Below are 21,053 nucleotides of genomic sequence, written 5' to 3'. Positions count from 1 at the left end.
CGATCCGGTTGGGCGTTATTCCGCCACTTTTCCACGCGCACGCGCATCCCCCCACGGGACAGTTCTCGGGTGCGCGACGACGCCGGGCAGTACTCATCTGTCGTCCGGACCGGGCCCCCACCCGATCCGAGCGCCCCCCTTATCACACTGCGCCCGGACGAAGAATGTAGCGCACATGGAGGACCTGTGCGCTCGCGTCTCAGCTGTGACTCATCATGACGAGTGCATCGGTGGCCGGAATCCATCCCCCTACAGGGCGCTGGAGCCATCCTTCCTCGTCCGCGAGTTCGACGGCCGCTCGTCGAAGGGCGTCGAACCCTGGATGCATCAGCCCCTTCCGCCACACCAGTGACACGGGTGACAGGGGGACGGGGTCGACCAGGGGTCGCAGTACCGTTTCGGGCATGGCCGGAAAGTCCATCACGGCGAGGACGGGGTTCCGTTTCTTGGCCATGATCCGCTGGAACTCCTCGGCGCCGACGGCCACCGGCGCGGGGGGCGCGAGCTCGATGCCGCGCCCCTCGAACAGGTGACGCGCCAGGTCGGTCCACTCCAGCGTCCGGGGGTTTCCCGCACCCGCGTACACGGTCTCCCCCGCGAGCGCGTCCAACGGCACCGCGTCCAGGGCGGCGAGGTGATGCTCCTCGGGCAGTACGACGGCCATCGGCTCGTACCGTACGGGCTGCTGCTCCAGCCGGGCCCGCACCACCGGGTCGAGTCCGCCGAACCGCCCGAACGACGCGTCCAGCCGACCGGCGAGCAGCTCCCCCGCCGCGCCCGTCAACCCGCTCTCGAAGCGGGCCATCAGCTCACTGCCGGGGGCGAGTTCGCGGGCCCGGTCGAGGACGCGGCTGGAGGTGAGCCCCGGAGAGTTGACGTCGACGAGCAGGGGCCGCTGTTCCTGCGGGCCGCGCGCGAACGCGGCGAGCAGCGCGTCCTGCGCGTCCAGCACACGTCGCGCGTACGGCAGCAGCCGCTCGCCGTCAGCGGTCAGCGTCACCTGCCGGGTGGTCCGCACGAACAGCTCCGCCCCGAGCTCGCGCTCCAACCGCCGGATGTCACGGCTCAGGGCCTGCTGGGCGACGTACAGCCGGGCGGCGGCACGCGTGAAGTGCAGCTCCTCGGCGACGGCGAGGAAGGCGCGCAGGAGGCGGGGCTCGAGGTGAGCGGTGAAGGATCGCGACGCGGGCATCACGCGAACTTACAACGCAGATGCGTCAATCGCTACGGAGTAGGTGTTGGACCGCTCACGCCGCCCCGGGCGACGGTTGATCCATGCCGCAACAGACCTCCCAGCCACACCCCACACCCATGCCGCAACAGACCTCCGAGCCACACCCCACACCCATACCGGGCCACACCTGCGAGCAGCAGCCCCCACCCGCGCCACGCCAGACCTCCAAGCCACACCACACACCGGGCCACACCTGCGAACAGCAGCCCACACCCGCGTCACACCAGACCTCAGAGCCACAGCCCCGACCCACACCGCGCCACCCCTCCGAGCAGCAGTCCGCCCCCAGACCGCGCCAGACCACGAAGCAGGCACCCACGCCCCTCTACACCGTCACCGGCGACACCCTCGTAGCCGTCGACTTCAGCCCGCGTCGGCAGCCGGCCCGAAGCCGCCGGACGTCCTCGTCCCCGTACCACCGCCTCTTCGCCACCCCCGGCGCCCGCGCCTTCACCCTCGGGAATCTCATCGCGCGGCTCCCCATAGGCATGTTCAGCGTGAGCGCGGTCATCATGATCGCGGGTTCGCGGGGCTCGTACGCGCTCGCCGGTGCCGTCACCGCGACCGGGCTGGCGGCGACGGCGGTGGTCGCCCCTTGGACCGCGCGTCTGGTCGACCGGCACGGTCAGGCCCGTATCGCCGTGCCCGCCACGGCGTTCGCTCTGCTCGGCGGTATCGCGCTGGTGCTGTGCGTGCACTACGGGGCGCCCGACTGGACCCTCTTCGTCGCGTACGCCGCCACGGCCACGACGCCCAACACGGGTGGCATGTCACGCGCCCGCTGGGCACACCTCTTCAAGGGCGACCCGGCCGCGCTGCACACCGCGAACTCCTTCGAACAGGCCGCGGACGAGCTGTGTTTCATGCTGGGCCCGGTGTTCGCGGCCTTCCTGTGCGGGACGTTCTTCCCGGAGGCGGGCACGCTGGTCGGAGGCGTCCTGATGATGACCGGTGTACTGATCTTCGCCGCCCAGCGATCGACGCAGCCGCCGCCCCAGCGGCGTCCGAGAGCCACCAAGTCCCCCGTCCGGGCCGCCGGAATGCCCGCTCTCCTCCTCGGATTCCTCGCCATCGGCACGGTCTTCGGCTCGATGGAGGTCGTCACGATCGCGTTCGCGGACGCGCAGGGCCACAAGTCGGCCGCGGGCGCGGTCCTCGCGCTGCAGGCGGCGGGATCGTGCGCGGCCGGGCTGCTGTACGGCGCCCTGAAGCCGGCCGGGCCGGCCGAACGGCGCTACCCCCTGTGCGTCGCCGCCATGACGGCGATGATGACCCTGCCGCTGCTCGCGGCCTCCCTGACGGGCTCCCTCCTGGTCCTCGCGGGCGCCCTGCTCGTCGCCGGGACGGCCACCGCCCCGACGATGGTCACCGGCATGACCCTGGTCCAGCACCGCACCCCCGAGGGCCGCTTGAACGAGGGCATGACCCTCGCGGTGACCGGCCTCCTCGGCGGGATCGCCTGCGGATCGGCGGTCGGCGGGTGGGTGGTGGAGCACGTGTCGTCGACGGCGGGGTACGGGGTTCCGGTCACTGCGGCGGCGCTGGCGCTGGCGATCGCGACGGTGAGCGCCGCACGGCATGCGGTACGCCACGCCGCTCGCCGTCCGGTACGACGCTGAGCGCGGACGCCCGAGCGCGGCGTGGGCATACCGGAGTCGGCCCGTTCATGCAGAGACCAGGTGTTTCGCCCCCTCCGCCCCTTCCCGTCCCGTACCTGGGGGCTGCGCCCCCATACCCCCCTGGGTTGTTCCTTGGATGCGGGTTTGTGGAGGCTTGTCGCGCAGTTCCCCACGCCCCTTACGGGGCGAGCGAAGGCCGGCCTCCGCTGTCCGACCCGCCGAACCCCCGCCCCAATTCCCGCGCACCCCATTGACGCGTCCACAGCCCCCACATACCTTCCCCGTCGAAGCGCTTCGACGTCACGCATCGAAACGATTCGATGAGCGCTGCGTGACGGCCCTGAAACCCATCCAACTCCCCTGGAGGCAGTGGATGTTGACGACACGAAGGCGTGCGGCGGCGACGGCGGTGGCCCTGGTGGGGACGCTGCTGCTGGCCTCCTGCGGCGGCTCGGACAGCGGCGGATCCGACGGCAAGACGTTGAAGCTGTGGCACTACGAGGGACCCGACAGCGCGATGGGCGTGGCCTGGAAGGAGGCCATCAAGGAGTTCGAGGCGAAGCATCCGGGCGTGCAGGTGAAGTTCGAGGAGAAGGGCTTCGAACAGATCCAGAAGACCGCCCCGATGGTCCTCAACTCCAACGACGCGCCCGACATCATGGAGTACAACAAGGGCAACGCGACCGCGGGCGCACTCTCCAAGCAGGGCCTGCTCACCGATCTGACCGCCGAGGCCACCAAGCGCGGCTGGGACAAGAAGATCAGCGGCGGCGTACGGACGATCAGCCAGTACGACGCCAACGGGGTCATGGGCTCCGGCAAGTGGTACGGCGTGCCCAACTACGCCGAGTACACGATGGTGTTCTACAACAAGGACCTCTTCAAGAAGTACGGCATCGCGGAGCCCACCACCCTCGACGAACTCACCGCCGCCATGGACAAGTTCGTCGCGAAGGGCATCACCCCGCTCGCGAACGCCGGCGCCGAGTACATGGCCCAGCAGTACCTCTACCAGCTGGCGCTGTCGAAGGCCGACCGCTCCTGGGTCGACAAGTACGAGCTCTACAAGGGAAAGACCGACTTCCACGACGCCGCCTGGACGTACGCCGCCGAGACCTTCGCCGACTGGGTGAAGAAGGGCTACATCAGCAAGAAGTCCACCGGCACCAAGGCCGAGGAGGCGGGCGTCTCCTTCATCCAGGGCAAGAGTCCGATCCTGTTCAGCGGCAGCTGGTGGTACGGCCGCTTCCAGACGGAGAACAAGTTCGACTGGGGCACCTTCCTCTGGCCGGGCAGCAACCTCACGCTCGGCTCCGGCGGAAACCTCTGGGTCGTACCCAAGAACGCCAAGAACAAGGAGCTCGCCTACGACTTCATCGACATCACCATGTCGAAGAAGATCCAGAATCTGCTGGGCGACAAGGGCGGCGTTCCCGTGGCCGCCGACCCCGCCGCCATCACCGATCCGCGGGCCAAGTCCCTCATCTCCAACTTCAACACCCTCTCCGGCAAGGACGGATTGGCCTTCTATCCCGATTGGCCCGTCGCCGGCTTCTACGACGTCCTCGTCTCCGAGACCCAGAAGCTGATCACGGGGAGCGAGAAACCGGACGCCTATCTGAGCGCGTTGCAGAAGGCGTACGACAAGGGCGTACCGAAGGCATGACGGTCACCGTCGAGCGGGGCGGCCGGGTGATCCACAAGCAGCACGAAGCGAAGCACCCGCGCCGCCCCCGCAACTCCTACGCCCTCTTCCTGCTCCCCGGCTTCCTGGCCTTCCTCGCGGTCGTCGTCGTCCCGTTCCTGATGAACACGGGCGTCAGCTTCACCGACTGGCAGGGCGTCGGCTCCCCGAAATGGTCGGGGCTCGCCAACTACCGTGAGCTGATGGACGATTCCGAGTTCTGGGCGTCCTTCCGGCACAGCCTGTTCATGGTCGTCGCCATGGCCGCGGTACCGACCGTCATCGGACTCGTTCTCGCCGCCTCCCTCTTCGACTTCGTCGGCAAGCACTTCGGGTCGAAGACGGCCGCGGTCCTCCGCGCCTGCTTCTACCTTCCCCAAGTCCTGCCCATCGCCGTCGCAGGCATCGTGTGGAGCTGGATCCTCGCGCCCGACAACGGCTCCCTGAACGAGCTGCTGAAGGCGGTCGGCCTGGGCTCCTGGCAGCAGGACTGGCTCGGCGACCCCGACATCGCCCTCTACAGCGTCATGGGGGTGATGGTGTGGGTGCAGATCGGCTTCCCCCTGGTCGTCTTCATGGCGGGACTGCAGCGCGTCGACCCGCAGCTGTACGAGGCCGCCGAGCTGGACGGCGCGGGCTGGTGGCGCCGCTTCTGGCACATCACGCTGCCGCAGATCAGGCCCGAGGTCTACGTCGTGCTGCTGTGGTGCACGATCGCCGCGCTCAAGGTGTTCGGAGCGGTGTACGTGCTCACGAAGGGCGGCCCCGGCGGCGCCACGGACGTGCCCTCGTACTTCTCCTTCACCACCTTCTTCGAGAAGACCCAGGTCGGCTACGGCGCCGCGATCTCCACCGTGCTGACGGTGATCATCCTCGCCCTGGCCCTGATCGGCCTCAAGCTCCAGACCCGCGCCGAGGACGCCGAGGAAGGGATCCGCGCATGACCGCCCTACGCCGTTATCCGGTGCTCGTCGCGCTCGTCATCGCGGCCCTGTTCATGGTGCTGCCGTTCCTCATCGTCGCGATCAACGCGATCAAGTCCCCCGCCGAGTACTCGGAGCACGGGCCGCTCAGCCTGCCCGAGGGCTTCTACGTCGACGGCATCAAGGACTTCTGGGAACGCGTCGACTTCGGGCAGAAGCTCGTCAACTCGGTACTGATATCGGGCTCCGTGGCGATCGGAGCTGCCGTCCTGTCCGTCCTCAACGCGTACGCGATCGGCGTCGGCCGGATCAAGGGCCGCACCTGGGTCCTCGCCTTCTTCGTGCTGGCGAACATGCTGCCGCAGGAGGCGCTGGTCTATCCGCTCTACTACCTGAGCAAGCAGGCGGGCCTCTACGACACCAGGCTCAGCGTGATCATCGTATTCACGGTCGTCCAGGCGGCCTTCGGTACGTATCTGCTCTCCGCCGTCCTCGGGCAGTTCCCGCGCGAGATCATCGAGGCCGCCCGGATCGACGGGGCGAACAAGTGGCAGGTGCTGTGGCGGATCGTGGTCCCGGTCAGCCGCCCCACCATCGGCGTGCTGCTCGTCTTCTTCTTCATCTGGACCTGGAACGAATTCCTGCTGCCCCTGGTCATGCTGATCTCCAACGACAACCAGACGGTGTCGGTGGCGCTCGGCGTCCTCCAGGGCCAGCGCCTGATGGACGCCACGATGACGAACGCGGCCGCCCTGCTGGGCGTCCTCCCCGCCATCGTCTTCTTCCTCGTCTTCCAGCGGACCCTCACCCGCGGCATCGCCGTGGGCGCGGTCAAGTAAGGGGTGCGGGCGTGAAGTTCACCGACGGCTACTGGCTGCTGCGCGAGGGTGTCACCGCGGCCCACCCGGTCGAGGTCCTCGATGTGACCTCCGGGCCCGGCGGCCTGGAGATCCACGCGCCGACGCAGCCCATCCGCCACCGCGGCGACCTGCTGAAGGGACCGGTCGTGACGATCAGCGCGCACGCCCCCCTACCCGATGTCATCGGCGTCACCTTCACCCACTTCCAGGGCGAGGAGCCGAGGAAGCCCCAGTTCGAGCTGCACGGACCGGAGTTCACGGCCCACGCCGAGTACGACGACGAGCACGCGACCCTCACCGCGGGCGCGCTGTCCGTCCGGGTCGCCCGCACCACGCCCTGGCACATCGACTTCCTCGCCCACGGCCGCATCCTCACCACCAGCGGCCCCAAGGGCATGGGCATCATGCGGGACGCGACCGGCGCGCACTATCTGCGCGAACAGCTGAACCTCGGCGTCGGTACGCAGGTGTTCGGTCTCGGTGAGCGCTTCGGGCCGCTCGTCAAGAACGGCCAGGTCGTGGACATGTGGAACGCCGACGGCGGCACGGCGACGGAACAGGCGTACAAGAACGTCCCCTTCTATCTGACGGACGCGGGCTACGGCGTCTTCGTCGACCACCCGGGCCGGGTCTCCTTCGAGGTCGGCTCGGAGGCGGTCTCCCGGGTCCAGTTCAGCGCCGAGACACAGCAGTTGACGTACTACGTCATCCACGGTCCGACCCCGAAGGACATCCTGCGCAAGTACACGGCGCTCACCGGGCGTCCGGCCCTGCCGCCCGCCTGGTCGTTCGGGCTTTGGCTGTCGACTTCCTTCACCACCTCCTACGACGAGGCCACCGTCACGTCCTTCATCGACGGAATGCGGGAGCGCGAACTGCCGCTGTCCGTCTTCCACTTCGACTGTTTCTGGATGCGCGAGTTCAACTGGTGCGACTTCCAGTGGGATCCACGGGTCTTTCCCGATCCCGAGGGGATGCTGGCGCGGCTCAAGGACAAGGGGCTGCGGATCTGCGTATGGATCAATCCGTACATCGCGCAGCGGTCGCCGCTGTTCGCGGAGGGGCGGGCCCTCGGGCATCTGCTCAAGCGGCCGGACGGCAGCGTCTGGCAGTGGGATCTGTGGCAGCCGGGCATGGCGCTCGTCGACTTCACGAGCGAAAAGGCCCGGCAGTGGTACGCGGCCAAACTGGAAGCACTGCTCTCCCAGGGCGTCGACTGCTTCAAGACCGACTTCGGCGAACGGGTCCCCGTCGATGTCGCCTACGCGGACGGCGCCGACCCCGAGCGGATGCACAACTACTACACCTACCTCTACAACCAGACTGTCTTCGATGTGCTCCGCAAACACCGGGGCGAGCACGAGGCCGTCGTCTTCGCCCGCTCGGCGACCACCGGGAGCCAGCAGTTCCCGGTGCACTGGGGCGGCGACTGCGAGGCGACCTACGAGTCGATGGCCGAGTCGCTGCGCGGCGGGCTGAGCCTCGGGATGTCGGGGTTCGGGTTCTGGAGCCATGACATCGGCGGGTTCGAGGGGACACCGACGCCCGCGCTGTTCAAGCGGTGGATCGCCTTCGGGCTGCTGTCCTCGCACAGCAGGCTGCACGGTTCGTCCTCGTACCGCGTGCCGTGGCTGTTCGACGAGGAGGCCGTGGACGTCCTGCGGCTGTTCACCCGGCTGAAGCTCGGCCTCATGCCCTATCTGTACGAGGCCGCCCGCGCCGCCCACGCGGAGGGCGTGCCCATGATGCGGGCGATGGTTCTCGAATTCCCGGACGATCCTGGGTGCGCGCATCTGGAGCGGCAGTACATGCTCGGTCCTGATCTGCTGGTCGCGCCCGTCTTCAGCGACGAGGGGGATGTCTCGTACTACGTCCCCGAGGGGACCTGGACGCACTTCCTGAGCGGGCAGACGGTGGCCGGTCCGCGCTGGGTGCGCGAGCGGCACGGCTTCCTGAGCGTGCCGCTGCTGGTGCGGCCGGGGGCGGTGATCCCGGTGGGCGCGGTGGACGACCGGCCCGACTACGACCACGCGGACGGGGTCACCCTGCGCGCGTACGGCCTGGAGCGGGGCGCGCAGGTGACGGTGCCGGTCGGCGGCGTGACCTTCACCGTCGTGCGCGAAGGGCACACACTGCGGGCCTCGTCCAGTGATCCCTCGGCGCCCTGGGGGCTGGCCGCGGGTGAGCGCGAGACACGGGCGAAGGCCGGGACGGGCTTCCTGTCGTTGGAGCTGAACTGAGCATGGTCAAGATCACCGATGTGGCGCGGCACGCCGGGGTGTCCCCGAGCACCGTCTCCTACGCACTCAGCGGCAAGCGCCCGATCTCCGAGGAGACCCGGCAGCGCATCGCGGCGAGCATCCGCGAGCTGGGCTACCGGCCGCACGCGGGTGCGCGTGCGCTGGCCAGCAGCCGGTCGAACGTACTGGCGCTGGTGGTGCCGCTGCGGGCGGGCATCCACGTCCCGGTCGTGATGCAGTTCGCGGTGTCGGTGGTGACGGCGGCGCGCCGGCACGACCACGACGTCCTGCTGCTCACCCAGGAGGAGGGCGAGGACGGGCTGCGCCGGGTCGCGGACACCGCCCTGGTGGACGCGCTGATCGTGATGGACGTCCAGCTCCACGACCCCCGGCTGCCGCTGCTGCGCGCCCTGGACCGGCCGTCCGTGCTCATCGGGTTCCCCGCGGCGCCGGACGGGCTCACCTGTATCGACCTGGACTTCAAGGCGGCGGGCGAGCTGTGCGTCGAGCGCCTTGCGGGGCTCGGGCACAGGGTCGTGGCGCTGGTCGGGTCGCCCCCCGAGGTGTATGTGCGGGGGACGGCGTTCGCCCAGCGTGTGGTGGAGGGGTTCACGGCGGCCGCCGACCGGGGCGGCCTCGCGTCCTCGGTCCATCCCTGCGAGGCCTCGCCCGCGGCCGCGCGCCGGGTCGCCGAGCAACTGCTCCGCGAACAGCCGGCGTTGACCGGAGTCGTCGTCCACAACGAGCCGATCATCGAGCCGCTGATCGACGCCTTCGAGCAGCTCGGGCTGCGGGTCCCCGGCGATCTGTCCGTCACCGCCATCTGCCCGGACGAACTCGCCGAGGGCGTCCGCGTCCCCGTCACGTCCATCGCCATCCCGTCCGCAGAGGTGGGGGCGCGGGCGGTGGAGCTGCTGATGAAGAAGCTGGGCGGCGCGGAGGTGCCCGAGGCGACGCTGCTCGCTCCCCGGCTGACGGAACGGGCGAGCACGGCCCGCCGTGCGGCCCCCTGAAGTGCTGTTGAACGCCCCAGTGCAAGGCCCTAGTCGAAGGAGCCGTGTCATGAAAGGCAAGAGGAACAAGGGAAGACTGAGAAGACAGAGAACCACGGTTGTCGTCGCGATGGCCCTGATCGCAGGGCTCGGCGCCACCGTGCCGGCCGCGGCCGACGACCCCGCGTACCCGTTCCGCGATCCGCGGCTCTCCGTCGACCAGCGTGTCGACGACCTGTTGGGCCGCCTCACCCTCGACGAGAAGATCTCCCTCCTCCACCAGTACGAGCCCGCCGTCCCCCGCCTCGGCATCCAGGCGTTCCGCACCGGCACCGAGGCCCTGCACGGCATCGCCTGGCTCGGCAAGGCCACCGTGTTCCCGCAGGCGATCGGGCTCGCGTCGACCTGGGACCCGGCGCTGATCGAGCAGGTCGGTTCGGCGGTCGGCGACGAGGCGCGCGGCTTTCAGCAGGAGCGCCCGGACGGCTGGGGCCTCAACCTCTGGGCGCCGGTGGTGAACCTGCTGCGCGACCCGCGCTGGGGACGCAACGAGGAGGGCTACTCCGAGGACCCGTACCTCACCGGTTCGATCTCCACGGCGTACGGCGACGGCCTGACCGGCGGCGATCCCGACCACCTCAAGACGGCCCCCACCCTCAAGCACTACCTCGCCAACAACAACGAGGTGCACCGCGCGACCACCTCCTCCGACCTGCGCCCGCGTGTGCGGCACGAGTACGACGAGGCGGCCTTCGAGCCGGCGATCGAGGCGGACGCGGCGACGGGCGTCATGTCCTCCTACAACCTGGTCAACGGCCGCCCCAACACGGTCGACCCGGACCTGAACGACGTCGTACGGTCCTGGACTTCGCGCGATCTGCTGAACGTCACCGATGCCTTCGCCCCCGGCAATCTGCTCCCCGCCACCCAGAACTACTACCCCACGCTCGCCGAGGGCGACGCGGCCGCGCTGAAGGCCGGCATCGACAGCCTCACGGACAATAGCGCGGACTCCGGGCCGACGGTCACGGCCGTCGACTCGGCCTTGGCACAGGGCCTGTTGAAGGAATCGGACATCGACACGGCCGTCTCCCACATCCTCGCCGTCCGGGTCCGGCTCGGCGAATTCGACCCGAACGGCGGCAGGTACGGCTCCATCGGCGCATCGGTGATCGACAGCCCCGCCCACCGGAAGCTGGCCCGCGAGGCGGCGACGGAGGCGGCGGTGCTCCTGAAGAACCAGAACGCGCTGCCTCTGAAGAAGTCCGCGAACGACGTGGCTGTCGTGGGCCCCCTCGCCGACACCCTCTACACCGACTGGTACTCGGGAACGCTGCCGTACGCGGTCACCCCCAAGCAGGGCATCGAGGCGAAGCTCGGCACCTCGGTGGCGAGCAGCGAGGGCGCGGACCGCATCGCGCTGAAGGACACGGCGACGGGGAAGTACGTCACGGCGGGGACCTCGGACGCGGGAGCGACTCTCAAGGAGAGCACGGAGAGCGGCCCGGCCGCCCAGTTCGACGTCTTCGACTGGGGCTCCGGCATCGTGACCCTGCGCTCGGCCGCCAACGGCAAGTACGTCGGCTACAACTGGTCGAACTTCGTCAATGACCAGGTGCAGCCCAACGGCTGGTACGTCCAGCAGCAGTTCAAGCTGGAGCGGCAGGACGACGGCACGTATCTGCTCCGGTACGCCGGGTACGAGACCGCCGAGTCCTGGTGGTCGAACCCCGTCTACCTCGGCCCGACCGGCGACGACGGCGTCCTCGGACTGGTCTCCAAGGAGCAGGCCGCGCACTACGCGAAGGACGTCGTCCGCAGCGGGGTCGACGAGGCGGTGGCCGCGGTGAAGGGCAGGGACACGGCGGTGGTCGTGGTCGGCTCGATGCCCTCGATCAATGGCCGCGAGGATCACGACCGCACCGACATGGGCCTGGCACCCTCGCAGGAAGCCCTGGTCAAGGCGGTGCACGCGGCCAACCCGAGGACGGTCGTGGTGGTCGAGAACAGCTATCCGACCACCCTCGGCGCCCTCCAGAAGGAGGTCCCGGCCCTCCTGTGGACCACCCACGCGGGCCAGGAGACCGGCAACGCCCTCGCCGACCTTCTCTACGGCGACGCGAACCCGGCGGGCCGCCTCACCCAGACCTGGTACCGGTCGGAGTCGGACCTCCCGTCGATCCTGGACTACGACATCATCAAGTCCGATCGCACCTACCAGTACTTCAAGGGACAGCCCCTCTACCCCTTCGGCTACGGCCTCTCGTACACCTCCTTCCGCTATGGCGCGCCGAAGCGGGTCGACGGCGGTTACGAGGTGGCGGTGACGAACACCGGACACCGCGCCGGCGACGAGGTCGTCCAGCTCTACACACACCAGCGGGTCTCGCGCGACAAACAGCCGCTGAAGCAGCTGAAGGCCTACGCACGGGTGTCGCTGAAGCCGGGCGAGACGAAGACGGTGACCTTGAAGCTGCGCACGAAGGACCTCGCGCACTGGGATGTCACGCGCTCCCGGTGGGTGGTGGAGAGCGGCACGTACGACGTCCTGCTCGGGGCCTCCTCGTCCGACATCCGCGCTCGTACGACGCTGACGGCGCACGGCGAGACGATCCCGGCCCGGGATCTCGCCAGGGTGACCCGCGCGGAGAACTTCGACGACTACGCGGACGTCCGGCTGGTCGATGAATCGAAGGTGCGCGGTACGGCGGTGGGCGCGTCCGGTGACGGCGCCTGGCTGAAGTTCGCGGACGCCCGGCTCGGCTCTGGGGCCGCGCGCTTCACCGCGCGGGTGGCGGGGACCGGCTCCGGCACGGTCGAGGTCCGTCTCGGGTCGCCGACGGGCACGCTGGTCGGTACGGCGCACACGGACGGCACGGCATCGGCGTACGACTACGAGAGTGTGACCAGCGCCCTGACCTCGGCGGCGCAGGGCCGCCAGGACGTGTACCTGGTGCTGAGCGCGGGGCTGCGCCTGTCGACCTTCTCGCTCCGCTGAGGCCGCGCCGCAATCGCCGAAGCCTCGGCGGGCTGAATCCTCGCTCAAAGGAAAAGCCCCGCTGCGACAGCAGCGGGGCTTGACCCACATGGGATGAGTGGAGATGGCGGGAATCGAACCCGCGTCCAACGGTGCAAAATCAGGGCTTCTCCGTGTGCAGTTCGCTGCGATTTTCTCGGCCCCGGTGATCACGCGAACAAGTCGCCGACGGGCCCAGCCACTGTTTGATTTCCTCCTACACCCCGTGACCGGGTCTAGGAGTTTAGTTCCCTAGCTGATGCCAGGATCCGGGTCGGGAACAGCCCCGGGCTGACACTTCGCAAGTCGCTACTTAGGCAGCGAGGGCGAAGGAATCGCGCTTGGTGTTGGCGATTATTTTTTGCGACATATGGTTTACGAGATCATTGCCGCTTCCTCGACACGCTTCCCCTGCTTCAACATCCGCTGTCGAAACCGATCATCCCCATGTTGATTTTTCAAAGGTGGATTCGCTGAGAACTCGGCGAATCCGGCGTCCCGTCACCAGCGGGACCTGGTCCATCGTACGTGACCAACACGGCCGGGTGCCAGCGTATTCCCGACGGCCGCGCGGCTACTGGCCCCGCTGCTTGCGCTTCGCCGCCGCGATCGCGCGGTCCGACTCGCGCCGGTCCTGCTTCTCCCGCAGGGTCTGCCGCTTGTCGTACTCCTTCTTACCGCGGGCGAGCGCGATCTCGGCCTTCGCGCGACCGTCCTTGAAGTACAGGGCGAGGGGCACGATCGTGTGACCCGTCTCCTGGGACTTCGACTCCAGCTTGTCGATCTCCTCGCGGTGCAGCAGCAGCTTGCGCTTGCGGCGCACCGTGTGGTTGGTCCAAGTGCCCTGGCTGTACTCGGGGATGTGGGCGTTGTGCAGCCACGCCTCGTTCCCGTCGATCTGGACGAATCCGTCGGTCAGCGAGGCGCGTCCCTGGCGCAGCGACTTCACCTCGGTGCCGGTGAGCACGAGCCCGGCCTCGTAGGTGTCGATGATCGCGTAGTCGTGCCGTGCCTTCTTGTTCTGCGCGACGATCTTGCGCTTGCCGTCCTTGGCCTTGGCGGAGGCCGCCCCGCCCTGCTTGGGCTGGGACTCTTTCGGTACGTACATTCCCTTGCTCATAGTGCTGGCCATTTTCGCACTACAGGGGGGTCAAGGGGAAAGCCGATTACGAAGCCGGCGAACGGCCGGTCACGAGAACCGCGAGGGTCGGCCCCTACTCGTCCCCGAGCCCGCTCAGTACCGTCTCGGCCCGCTGCAGGGATCCGTCGTCCGCCTCCAGGTCGGGGGTGATGCCCCGGTCGTCGACGCTGCGCCCGGAGGGGGTGCGGTAGTGCCCGACGGTCAGCTCGGCGACGGAGCCGCCGGGCAGCCGGCTCGGCATCTGGACCGAGCCCTTGCCGAAGGTCCTGGAGCCCACGACGACCGCGCGGCCGCGGTCCTGGAGGGCTCCGGTGAGCAGCTCGGCCGCGCTCATCGTGCCGCCGTCGACGAGCGCGACCAGGGGTCTGGCCGTGTCGCCGCCAGGGTCGGCGTGCAGGGCGCGCTGCTCGCCATTGACGTCGTAGGTGGCGACGAGGCCGCCGTCGAGGAAGGCGGAGGCGGCGGTGACGGCCTCGGTGACCAGGCCTCCGGAGTTGCCGCGCAGATCGAGGACGATTCCGGCCCGCCGGGGGGCCTGGGCGACAGCGGTCCGTACGAGATCGCCCGAGCCCTTGGTGAAGGCGGCGACCTTGATCACGGTGACGCCGCCGGCGAGCTTGTGGACGGTCACGGAGTCCGTGGACAGCTTGGCCCGGCGCAGTGTCCGGCTCCACGCGCGCGTGCCGCGCTCCAGGCCGAGGGCGACCTCCGTACCGGCGGCCGCGTCGTCCGCGTCGCCGCGCAGTAAGGAGACGACCTCGGTGACCGGTCGGCCGTCGACCTTCTCGCCGTCGACGCTGCGCAGCCGGTCGCCCTTGCGGATCCCGGCGGCGGCCGCGGGCGAGCCGCTCTGCACGCGGGTCACTTCGATACGTCCGTCACGCTCGCGCCGGGCCCAGAGTCCGACACCGGTGTACTGGCCGTCGAGGGCTTCCTGGAATTCCTCGTACTCGCCCTGGGAGTAGACCGCGCCCCAGCGGTCGCCGCTGCGGCTGACGGCGCGCTCGGCGGCCTCCATGGGCGACTTGCCGTCGGCCATCGCCTCGGCGGCGGCCTCGGTGACGTCCTCGTGGTGGCCCATGGGGGTCGGACGGGCCGCGGAGGAAGGGGATTTCCGGCCGGGGTCGGAGAATGATCCAGTCGCCGCACCGGTGACGAGAACGCTCGCGAACAGCAATGTCAGGGCGGCCCCGCGGCGGATGCGGCGGGGCTCACAGAACAGGTCACGACCTGACATGCCGGTGAGTCTAGGACAACGCAAAGGGCCGTACCGCCGGTTGGCAGTACGGCCCCCTTGGCATGCGTCACACCTTCAGGTACTTGCGCAACGCGAAGAACGCGGCAAGCGCAGGCATCAGCAGACTTGTCGCGAGGATGAGCGGCAGCTTCGTCAACACGGCGTCCCAGCCGATGAAGTTGATCAGATTCAGCTTCTCGGACAGGGCCAGACCATGATCGATGATGAAATACCGCGCGACCAGCAGGAATCCGCAAGCGACGCCACCGCCGATGAGTCCGGCGACCGCGGCTTCCATGATGAACGGCGCCTGGATGTAGAAGCCGGAGGCGCCGACAAGACGCATGATCCCGGTTTCTCTCCGTCGGCTGAACGCGGAGACGCGCACCGTGTTGACGATCAGCATCAGTGCGACGACGAGCATCATCGCCATCACCGCGCGCGCGGCCCAGTTCATGCCGTTGAGCAGCCCGAAGAGGTTGTCCAGGATGCCCTTCTGGTCCTGCACGGACTGCACGCCGTCACGCCCGTCGAAGGCGGTCGCGATGACCTGGTACTTCTCCGGGTCCTTCAGCTTGATCCGGTACGACTCCTGCATCTGGTCCGGCGTGAGGGAGCTGGCCAGCGGGGAGTCGCCGAACTGCTCCTTGTAGTGCTTGTACGCCTGGTCCGCGGACTCGTAGCTGACCTTCTGGACGACCGAGGACATCTTGTCCAGGTCGGCGAGGATCTGCTTCTTCTGGTCGGCGGTCACCGCGCCCTTGGCGCAGTGGGGGTCGGACTCGGCATCGCTCTTGTTGCAGAGGAAGATCGAGACGTTGACCTTGTCGTACCAGTAGCCCTTCATCGTGTTGACCTGGTCGCTCATCAGGAGCGAACCACCGAAGAGGGCGAGCGAGAGGGCGACCGAGACGACGACCGCGAAGGTCATGGTCAGATTGCGGCGGAGACCGACACCGATCTCCGACAGAACGAACTGCGCGCGCATGGCGTCTTCTTCAGACCTTTCCGTGGACGATGATCAGTGCTGGTAGCCGTAGACGCCGCGCGCCTGGTCGCGGACGAGGCGGCCCTGCTCCAGCTCGATGACGCGCTTGCGCATCTGGTCCACGATGTTCTGGTCGTGGGTGGCCATCACCACGGTCGTGCCCGTCCGGTTGATGCGGTCGAGCAGCTTCATGATGCCGACGGAGGTCTGCGGGTCGAGGTTTCCGGTCGGCTCGTCGGCGATGAGGAGCTTGGGCCGGTTCACGAAGGCTCTCGCGATGGCCACGCGCTGCTGCTCACCACCGGACAGCTCGCCGGGCATCCGGTCCTCCTTGCCGCCCAGGCCGACGAGGTCGAGCACCTGGGGCACGGACTTTCGGATCTCGCCACGGGACTTGCCGATGACCTCCTGGGCGAAGGCCACGTTCTCGGCGACCGTCTTGTTCGGCAGCAGGCGGAAGTCCTGGAACACGGTCCCCAGCTGGCGGCGCATCTGCGGCACCTTCCAGTTGGAGATGCGCGCGAGGTCCTTGCCCAGAACGTGCACCTGACCGTGACTGCACCGCTCCTCGCGGAGGATCAGCCGCAGGAAGGTGGACTTTCCGGAGCCGGAGGACCCCACGAGGAACACGAACTCTCCGCGCTCGACCTCCAGGGAGACATCCCTGAGAGCGGGGCGGGTCTGCTTGGGGTAGACCTTGGACACGTTGTCGAATCGGATCACGGATGCACCACGGGTCGCCGGGGGTAGGTGTGCGTGACCATACGCGACCCAGGCGTGCAAGCGCAGGCGCCGGTAGGGGTTGCGAGGGGCTTGTGCGGTTTTGTGCAGGGCTTGGTAACGGGCCTCGGGGGAGCGCCCGCGCAGGGGCACGGGGCTCCGACGTCATGCGGCTCCGCGCCGAGAGCGCGAGCGACCCACTACGGTCCACAGTCACAGGAACACCTTCGGTCACCCCTCCGGGATCGCCGTTTTCGCGGACTGCCCCCCAGGGCGCGGGGCAGGATAAAGCGAACCGAGCCGAAATCGGCGGAACCTGGCACAGTGGAGGGGGAACGGTTGCGTCCCCCGCAGCGTTATGTAGAGCGTTGTGTACGGGGATACGGCGCAAGGAGGGCGAGCGCATGACGTACGACCGATTGGTGTGCGCGAACTGCGCGGCGCCCGTGAGCGAGGGCCGCTGCCCCGTCTGCCGCGCGAACCGCGAGCGGCTCCAGCAGGAGAGCCCCTTCGCAGGCCTGAACCCCATGGCACTGATCGCCCTGCTTGCCGTGCTGATCGCGGCACTGGCGCTGGTGGCCCACCAGACGGTGTGAGACGCGTGCGGGCGGTGCGCCCGCCCGTGCGGCGTCCCTGACGCGAGAAGGGCCCGGAGCGAGCTGCTCCGGGCCCTTCGTCATGCAGGTGTCCGTCAGGCGGCGGCACCGCCGCGGCCGCCCGCGAGGCGCGGCAGCATACGGAAGCCGATACCGCCGGCGATCATCGTGGCGGCGCCGACCAGCAGGAACATGGTCTGACCGGCACCCGTCTCGGCCAGCTCGCCGTCGTTCTTGCCCTGGGCCGAGGTGTCCGAGTCCGAGCCCGTGTCGGTGAGGGCCGAGGAGCCCTCTTCCTGGGTGGAGGAGCCGCCGTCGGGGTCGGTGTTGCTGTTGCCGCCACCGTTGCCGCCGCCGTTACCGTTGCCGTGCGTGGGCTCGGACGTCGCGGTGGGGTCCTCCGTCGGCTCGGTCGGCTCCTCGGTGGGCTCCGTCGGGTCGTCGGTGGGCGTGGTGGCCGTGGGCTCCGGGTCGGTCGGGGCCGTCTCGGTGGGCGCCGGGTCCGTGGGCGCCGGATCGGTCGGCGCCGGATCCGTCGGGATGCCCGTATCGGTCGGGGTGGGCGTCGGGTCGTCGAGCCCCGCATGGACACCGACACCGGTCTCGTCGGCGCTGGCGCCCACGCTCAGGCCACCCACCTGCACGCCGAGGTCGAGCGCCGAAGCGGCACCCGCGGCGGTCAGCGAAGCACCGGCGGCAATCACCGTACCGGCGGCTATCCGCGCCACGCGGATCCGCGTCTTCTTGGTCATCTGCCTGCTACCCCCAGTAGCTGATCGTCAATGGAGCAGCGCCCGGGGCCACGGCGTCACAGGCGGCTTCGCTCAAGCCCCCCGGTTCACATGCGCCCCAGAGATACGCATGCCACGCGTTACCCTTCCCAGTTTTCAAAGCATCGTCAAGGTCGTTGCGTACGCGATGTCCGGATCAACATCATTTGCCTGCCGTGAGGACATGTGACTGTGACGTAAAACCCAGACAACCCCCACACAAAAGGCAACTGCCGTCCGATGGACGGCAGTTGCCTTGTCGACAAAGAGGCTTCAAAGGGGCACGAATGCGCCCGCCTGTTGCCCGCTTACTTCTCCTGCTGCTTGCGCCAGCGAATTCCGGCCTCGAGGAAACCGTCGATCTCGCCGCCGAACACGGCCTCGGGGTTGCCGACTTCGAACTCGGTGCGCAGGTCCTTGACCATCTGGTACGGGTGCAGGACGTACGAACGCATCTGGTTGCCCCAGGAGTTGCCGCCGTCACCCTTGAGTGCGTCCATCTTGGCCTGCTCCTCCTGGCGGCGCCGCTCGAGGAGCTTGGCCTGCAGAACGTTCATGGCCGAGGCCTTGTTCTGGATCTGCGACCGCTCGTTCTGGCAGGAGACGACGATGCCGGTGGGGAGGTGGGTGAGGCGGACGGCGGAGTCGGTCGTGTTGACGCCCTGACCGCCGGGTCCGGACGACCGGTACACGTCTACGCGCAGCTCCGACTCGTCGATCTCGATGTGGTCGGTCTGCTCGACGACGGGCAGGATCTCGACACCGGCGAAGGAGGTCTGGCGACGGCCCTGGTTGTCGAAGGGCGAGATGCGGACGAGCCGGTGGGTGCCCTGCTCCACGGACAGCGTTCCGTACGCGTACGGGGAGTGGACGGCGAAGGTGGTCGACTTGATGCCGGCCTCTTCCGCGTACGAGGTCTCGTAGAGCTCCGTCTTGTAGCCGTGCCGCTCCGCCCAGCGCAGGTACATCCGCTGCAGCTTCTCGGCGAAGTCGGAGGCGTCGACGCCGCCGGCCTCGGCACGGATGGTGACGACGGCTTCACGGGAGTCGTACTCGCCGCTCAGCAGCGTCCGGACCTCCATCTCGTCCAGCGCCTTCTTGACGGAAGCGAGCTCGGACTCGGCCTCGGCACGGGTGTCCGGGTCGTCCTCCTCCTCCGCCATCTCGAAGAGCACGCCCAGATCGTCGATACGCCCGCGCAGCGCCTCGGCCTTCCTGACCTCCGCCTGGAGGTGGCTCAGCTTGCTGGTGATCTTCTGCGCCTCGTCCGGGTCGTCCCACAGGGACGGCGCGGCCGCCTGCTCCTCGAGCACGGCGATATCTGCCCTCAGCTTGTCGAGGTCCAGGACGGCCTCGATCGACTCCATGGTCGAGGAGAGGGACTTGAGCTCTTCGGATACATCGACGACTGCCACGCCTCCAGCGTAACGGCTACGACAAGCGAGCCTGGCCGGTCGCCCCCATGGGGCCGGTAGAGCCGGGCCCCGCCGCGGCTGGGGTGGGGTTCGAGCCTTGCGACTGGGTTCGTGGAGGCTTCCCCGCGTCCCTTCAGGGGCACGGGGAACTGCGCGAACTTTCAGGGGGGTCTGGGGGGCGCAGCCCCCAGGGACGGGGCGGGCAGGGGCGGAGGGGGCGAAACAAACCCCACACCCGGCCCCACCGAGCGGTCACGGGGACGCCGGAGCCGAGTTCTTCGTGTCCGGCGGAGTCGCCCCCGCGTCGTCCCCGGACGTGGCGAGCCAGGTGCCGATGCCCACGGCGGCGACAAGGGCGACGGCAGCCGCCCCGAGCGTGATGCGCCGCCGCCGCGCGGAGGCCCGATGCCGGGCCGACCCCGGCCGGGGCGCGCCCGCTGCCCGCGGCGCACGGGCCGTACCGCGCGCTCCCCCCGCCAGTTCATCCGGCCCCGGCACCCGCATCGACGTATGCGTGTCCCGGTTCGAGTCCGGCGCGGCCCCCGGCACCAGCGGCACAGCCCCCCGCCGTTCCCGCGTCGCGGGAGCGGACGGCTCCGCCGTCTCCTCGTACGCCTCGTCCCCGTCCGCCGACTCCGCGTCCGGCGAGTCCACGTCCAACGGCGGCATCCCCGCCAGCAGCGGCAACTGCTCCCGCAGCCGAGCCCCGAGCTCCGACGCCCGCAGCCGCGAAGCCGGCGCCTTCGCCAGGCACTGCACGATCAGCTGCCAGAGCTCGTCCGGGATGCCGGGCAGGGGTACGACGGTCTCCGTGACGTGCCGGCGCAGGACCGCCCCCGGGTGCCCGCCCCCGAAAGGCGTGAACCCGGCGAGCAACTCGTACAGGACGGTCGCCAAGGCGTAGATGTCGACGGCGGCCCGCGGCGGCAGCCCCTCGATGATCTCGGGCGCGAGATAGTCCGGCGTACCGATGATCTTCGTGGCCCGGGTCCGGCGGGGTGAGTCGATGAGTTTGGCCACACCGAAGTCGGTCAGGAGTGCGGGGTGGGATCCGCCGGGACCCAGCGGGCCCTGCATGTCGAGCAGGACGTTCTCGGGCTTCACGTCCCGGTGGACGACCCCCGCGGCGTGCGCGGCCGCGAGCCCGTCCGCGACATCCGCGACGATCGCGACCGCGGCCTCGGGGGCGAGCCGTCGCTCCCGGTCGAGCCGGGTCCGCAGATCGGTCCCCCGGACGAGGTCCATGACGAGCGCGAGGTCGTTGCCGTCCACCACCAGGTCACGCACCGCGACCACGTGCGGATGGTCGAGACCGAGCAGCGCCGTGCGCTCCTGCACGAAGCGCCCCACGAGCTCCTGGTCGGACGCGAGGTCCTCGCGCAGCAGCTTGATGGCGACGGGCCCCTCCGGCCCCTCACCCAGCCACACCGTGCCGGCACTGCCCCGCCCCAGAATCTGGTTCGCGGTGTACCGGCTCCCGATCTTGCGTGCCAAGACTGCTCCTACCGAGACGCGTGTTGTCGCTGCTGCGCCATCCCGGGGGCCAAGCCCCGGACCCCCAGCCGACAAAACTACGCGCCCGACGAGTCAATCCTCACCGCGGAGACAGAAATCACCC

General features: G+C 69.1%; 16 protein-coding genes and 1 other RNA gene. 8 read left to right on the top strand and 9 right to left on the bottom strand.

Annotated features, from left to right (window positions below; translation table 11 throughout):
- Positions 1-199 precede the first annotated feature (199 nt).
- Positions 200-1,192 (bottom strand): LysR family transcriptional regulator, encoded by a 993-nt coding sequence (locus ACIBK0_RS17695; protein ID WP_399080570.1) that lies wholly within the window; start codon positions 1,190-1,192, stop codon positions 200-202.
- A 119-nt stretch (positions 1,193-1,311) separates the two neighbouring features.
- On the opposite strand from ACIBK0_RS17695, the gene ACIBK0_RS17690 reads away from it, so the two are divergent.
- From ACIBK0_RS17690 to ACIBK0_RS17660, 7 genes are all read left to right on the top strand, one after another.
- Positions 1,312-2,853: an MFS transporter gene (locus ACIBK0_RS17690; RefSeq protein WP_399080568.1), complete on the top strand. Its 1,542-nt coding sequence runs from the start codon at positions 1,312-1,314 to the stop codon at positions 2,851-2,853.
- Positions 2,854-3,226: 373 nt separating this feature from the next.
- Positions 3,227-4,519 (top strand): ABC transporter substrate-binding protein, encoded by a 1,293-nt coding sequence (locus ACIBK0_RS17685; protein WP_399080566.1) that lies wholly within the window; start codon positions 3,227-3,229, stop codon positions 4,517-4,519.
- Positions 4,516-5,481 (top strand): carbohydrate ABC transporter permease, encoded by a 966-nt coding sequence (locus ACIBK0_RS17680; protein ID WP_399080564.1) that lies wholly within the window; start codon positions 4,516-4,518, stop codon positions 5,479-5,481. Before ACIBK0_RS17685 ends, ACIBK0_RS17680 begins: the two co-directional genes overlap by 4 nt.
- Positions 5,478-6,299 carry a carbohydrate ABC transporter permease gene (locus ACIBK0_RS17675; RefSeq protein ID WP_399080562.1) on the top strand — a complete coding sequence of 274 codons (822 nt, stop codon included), beginning with the start codon at positions 5,478-5,480 and terminating at the stop codon, positions 6,297-6,299. The genes ACIBK0_RS17680 and ACIBK0_RS17675 overlap by 4 nt, the downstream gene beginning before the upstream one ends.
- Positions 6,300-6,310: 11 nt before the next feature.
- Positions 6,311-8,560 carry an alpha-xylosidase gene (gene yicI, locus ACIBK0_RS17670; RefSeq protein WP_399080560.1) on the top strand — a complete coding sequence of 750 codons (2,250 nt, stop codon included), beginning with the start codon at positions 6,311-6,313 and terminating at the stop codon, positions 8,558-8,560.
- A gap of 2 nt (positions 8,561-8,562) precedes the next feature.
- Complete coding sequence (locus ACIBK0_RS17665) at positions 8,563-9,573, top strand: LacI family DNA-binding transcriptional regulator (protein ID WP_399080558.1); 1,011 nt, start codon at positions 8,563-8,565, stop codon at positions 9,571-9,573.
- Between the two features lie 49 nt (positions 9,574-9,622).
- Complete coding sequence (locus ACIBK0_RS17660) at positions 9,623-12,550, top strand: glycoside hydrolase family 3 C-terminal domain-containing protein (RefSeq protein WP_399080556.1); 2,928 nt, start codon at positions 9,623-9,625, stop codon at positions 12,548-12,550.
- A 95-nt stretch (positions 12,551-12,645) separates the two neighbouring features.
- Here ACIBK0_RS17660 and ssrA read toward each other — a convergent pair.
- The 5 genes from ssrA to ftsE form a co-directional block, all read right to left on the bottom strand.
- Positions 12,646-13,015, bottom strand: a transfer-messenger RNA (tmRNA) gene (gene ssrA / locus ACIBK0_RS17655).
- Between the two features lie 127 nt (positions 13,016-13,142).
- Positions 13,143-13,676 carry an SsrA-binding protein SmpB gene (gene smpB, locus ACIBK0_RS17650; protein ID WP_399080554.1) on the bottom strand — a complete coding sequence of 178 codons (534 nt, stop codon included), beginning with the start codon at positions 13,674-13,676 and terminating at the stop codon, positions 13,143-13,145.
- Positions 13,677-13,782: 106 nt separating this feature from the next.
- The gene (locus ACIBK0_RS17645; protein WP_399080552.1) at positions 13,783-14,946 is read right to left on the bottom strand and encodes a S41 family peptidase; all 1,164 of its coding nucleotides are present in this window, start codon (positions 14,944-14,946) and stop codon (positions 13,783-13,785) included.
- Positions 14,947-15,013: 67 nt separating this feature from the next.
- Complete coding sequence (gene ftsX, locus ACIBK0_RS17640) at positions 15,014-15,934, bottom strand: permease-like cell division protein FtsX (protein ID WP_399080550.1); 921 nt, start codon at positions 15,932-15,934, stop codon at positions 15,014-15,016.
- Positions 15,935-15,967: 33 nt separating this feature from the next.
- Positions 15,968-16,657: a cell division ATP-binding protein FtsE gene (ftsE, locus tag ACIBK0_RS17635; RefSeq protein ID WP_081217588.1), complete on the bottom strand. Its 690-nt coding sequence runs from the start codon at positions 16,655-16,657 to the stop codon at positions 15,968-15,970.
- 401 nt (positions 16,658-17,058) lie between these two features.
- Here ftsE and ACIBK0_RS17630 point away from each other — a divergent pair, with 401 nt between their 5' ends.
- On the top strand, positions 17,059-17,250 hold the full coding sequence (locus ACIBK0_RS17630) for a hypothetical protein (RefSeq protein WP_028805018.1): 192 nt from the start codon (positions 17,059-17,061) through the stop codon (positions 17,248-17,250).
- 95 nt (positions 17,251-17,345) lie between these two features.
- Here ACIBK0_RS17630 and ACIBK0_RS17625 read toward each other — a convergent pair whose 3' ends face one another.
- From ACIBK0_RS17625 to ACIBK0_RS17615, 3 genes are all read right to left on the bottom strand, one after another.
- Positions 17,346-18,002, bottom strand: coding sequence for a hypothetical protein (locus ACIBK0_RS17625; protein ID WP_399080547.1), 657 nt, complete (start codon positions 18,000-18,002; stop codon positions 17,346-17,348).
- Positions 18,003-18,328: 326 nt separating this feature from the next.
- Positions 18,329-19,435 carry a peptide chain release factor 2 gene (prfB, locus tag ACIBK0_RS17620; protein WP_399080545.1) on the bottom strand — a complete coding sequence of 369 codons (1,107 nt, stop codon included), beginning with the start codon at positions 19,433-19,435 and terminating at the stop codon, positions 18,329-18,331.
- A gap of 252 nt (positions 19,436-19,687) precedes the next feature.
- Entirely contained in the window at positions 19,688-20,929 is a 1,242-nt protein-coding gene (locus ACIBK0_RS17615; RefSeq protein ID WP_399080543.1) for a serine/threonine-protein kinase, read from the bottom strand.
- Positions 20,930-21,053 lie beyond the last annotated feature (124 nt).

This window comes from Streptomyces sp. NPDC050564 (assembly GCF_044457265.1).
In the GTDB taxonomy this organism is placed as follows: domain Bacteria; phylum Actinomycetota; class Actinomycetes; order Streptomycetales; family Streptomycetaceae; genus Streptomyces.
This window is presented reverse-complemented; position numbering and strand designations above follow the sequence as displayed.

What these genes read in the sequence shown, in the direction of transcription:
- ACIBK0_RS17690 (WP_399080568.1), top strand. Translation starts at nt 1,312, where the DNA reads ATGCCGCAACAGACCTCCGAGCCACACCCCACACCCATACCGGGCCAC.
- ACIBK0_RS17645 (WP_399080552.1), bottom strand. Translation starts at nt 14,946, where the DNA reads ATGTCAGGTCGTGACCTGTTCTGTGAGCCCCGCCGCATCCGCCGCGGG.
- ACIBK0_RS17680 (WP_399080564.1), top strand. Translation starts at nt 4,516, where the DNA reads ATGACGGTCACCGTCGAGCGGGGCGGCCGGGTGATCCACAAGCAGCAC.
- ACIBK0_RS17695 (WP_399080570.1), bottom strand. Translation starts at nt 1,192, where the DNA reads ATGCCCGCGTCGCGATCCTTCACCGCTCACCTCGAGCCCCGCCTCCTG.
- ACIBK0_RS17625 (WP_399080547.1), bottom strand. Translation starts at nt 18,002, where the DNA reads ATGACCAAGAAGACGCGGATCCGCGTGGCGCGGATAGCCGCCGGTACG.
- ACIBK0_RS17630 (WP_028805018.1), top strand. Translation starts at nt 17,059, where the DNA reads ATGACGTACGACCGATTGGTGTGCGCGAACTGCGCGGCGCCCGTGAGC.
- ACIBK0_RS17685 (WP_399080566.1), top strand. Translation starts at nt 3,227, where the DNA reads ATGTTGACGACACGAAGGCGTGCGGCGGCGACGGCGGTGGCCCTGGTG.
- ACIBK0_RS17660 (WP_399080556.1), top strand. Translation starts at nt 9,623, where the DNA reads ATGAAAGGCAAGAGGAACAAGGGAAGACTGAGAAGACAGAGAACCACG.
- ACIBK0_RS17665 (WP_399080558.1), top strand. Translation starts at nt 8,563, where the DNA reads ATGGTCAAGATCACCGATGTGGCGCGGCACGCCGGGGTGTCCCCGAGC.
- ftsX (WP_399080550.1), bottom strand. Translation starts at nt 15,934, where the DNA reads ATGCGCGCGCAGTTCGTTCTGTCGGAGATCGGTGTCGGTCTCCGCCGC.
- smpB (WP_399080554.1), bottom strand. Translation starts at nt 13,676, where the DNA reads ATGTACGTACCGAAAGAGTCCCAGCCCAAGCAGGGCGGGGCGGCCTCC.
- ACIBK0_RS17675 (WP_399080562.1), top strand. Translation starts at nt 5,478, where the DNA reads ATGACCGCCCTACGCCGTTATCCGGTGCTCGTCGCGCTCGTCATCGCG.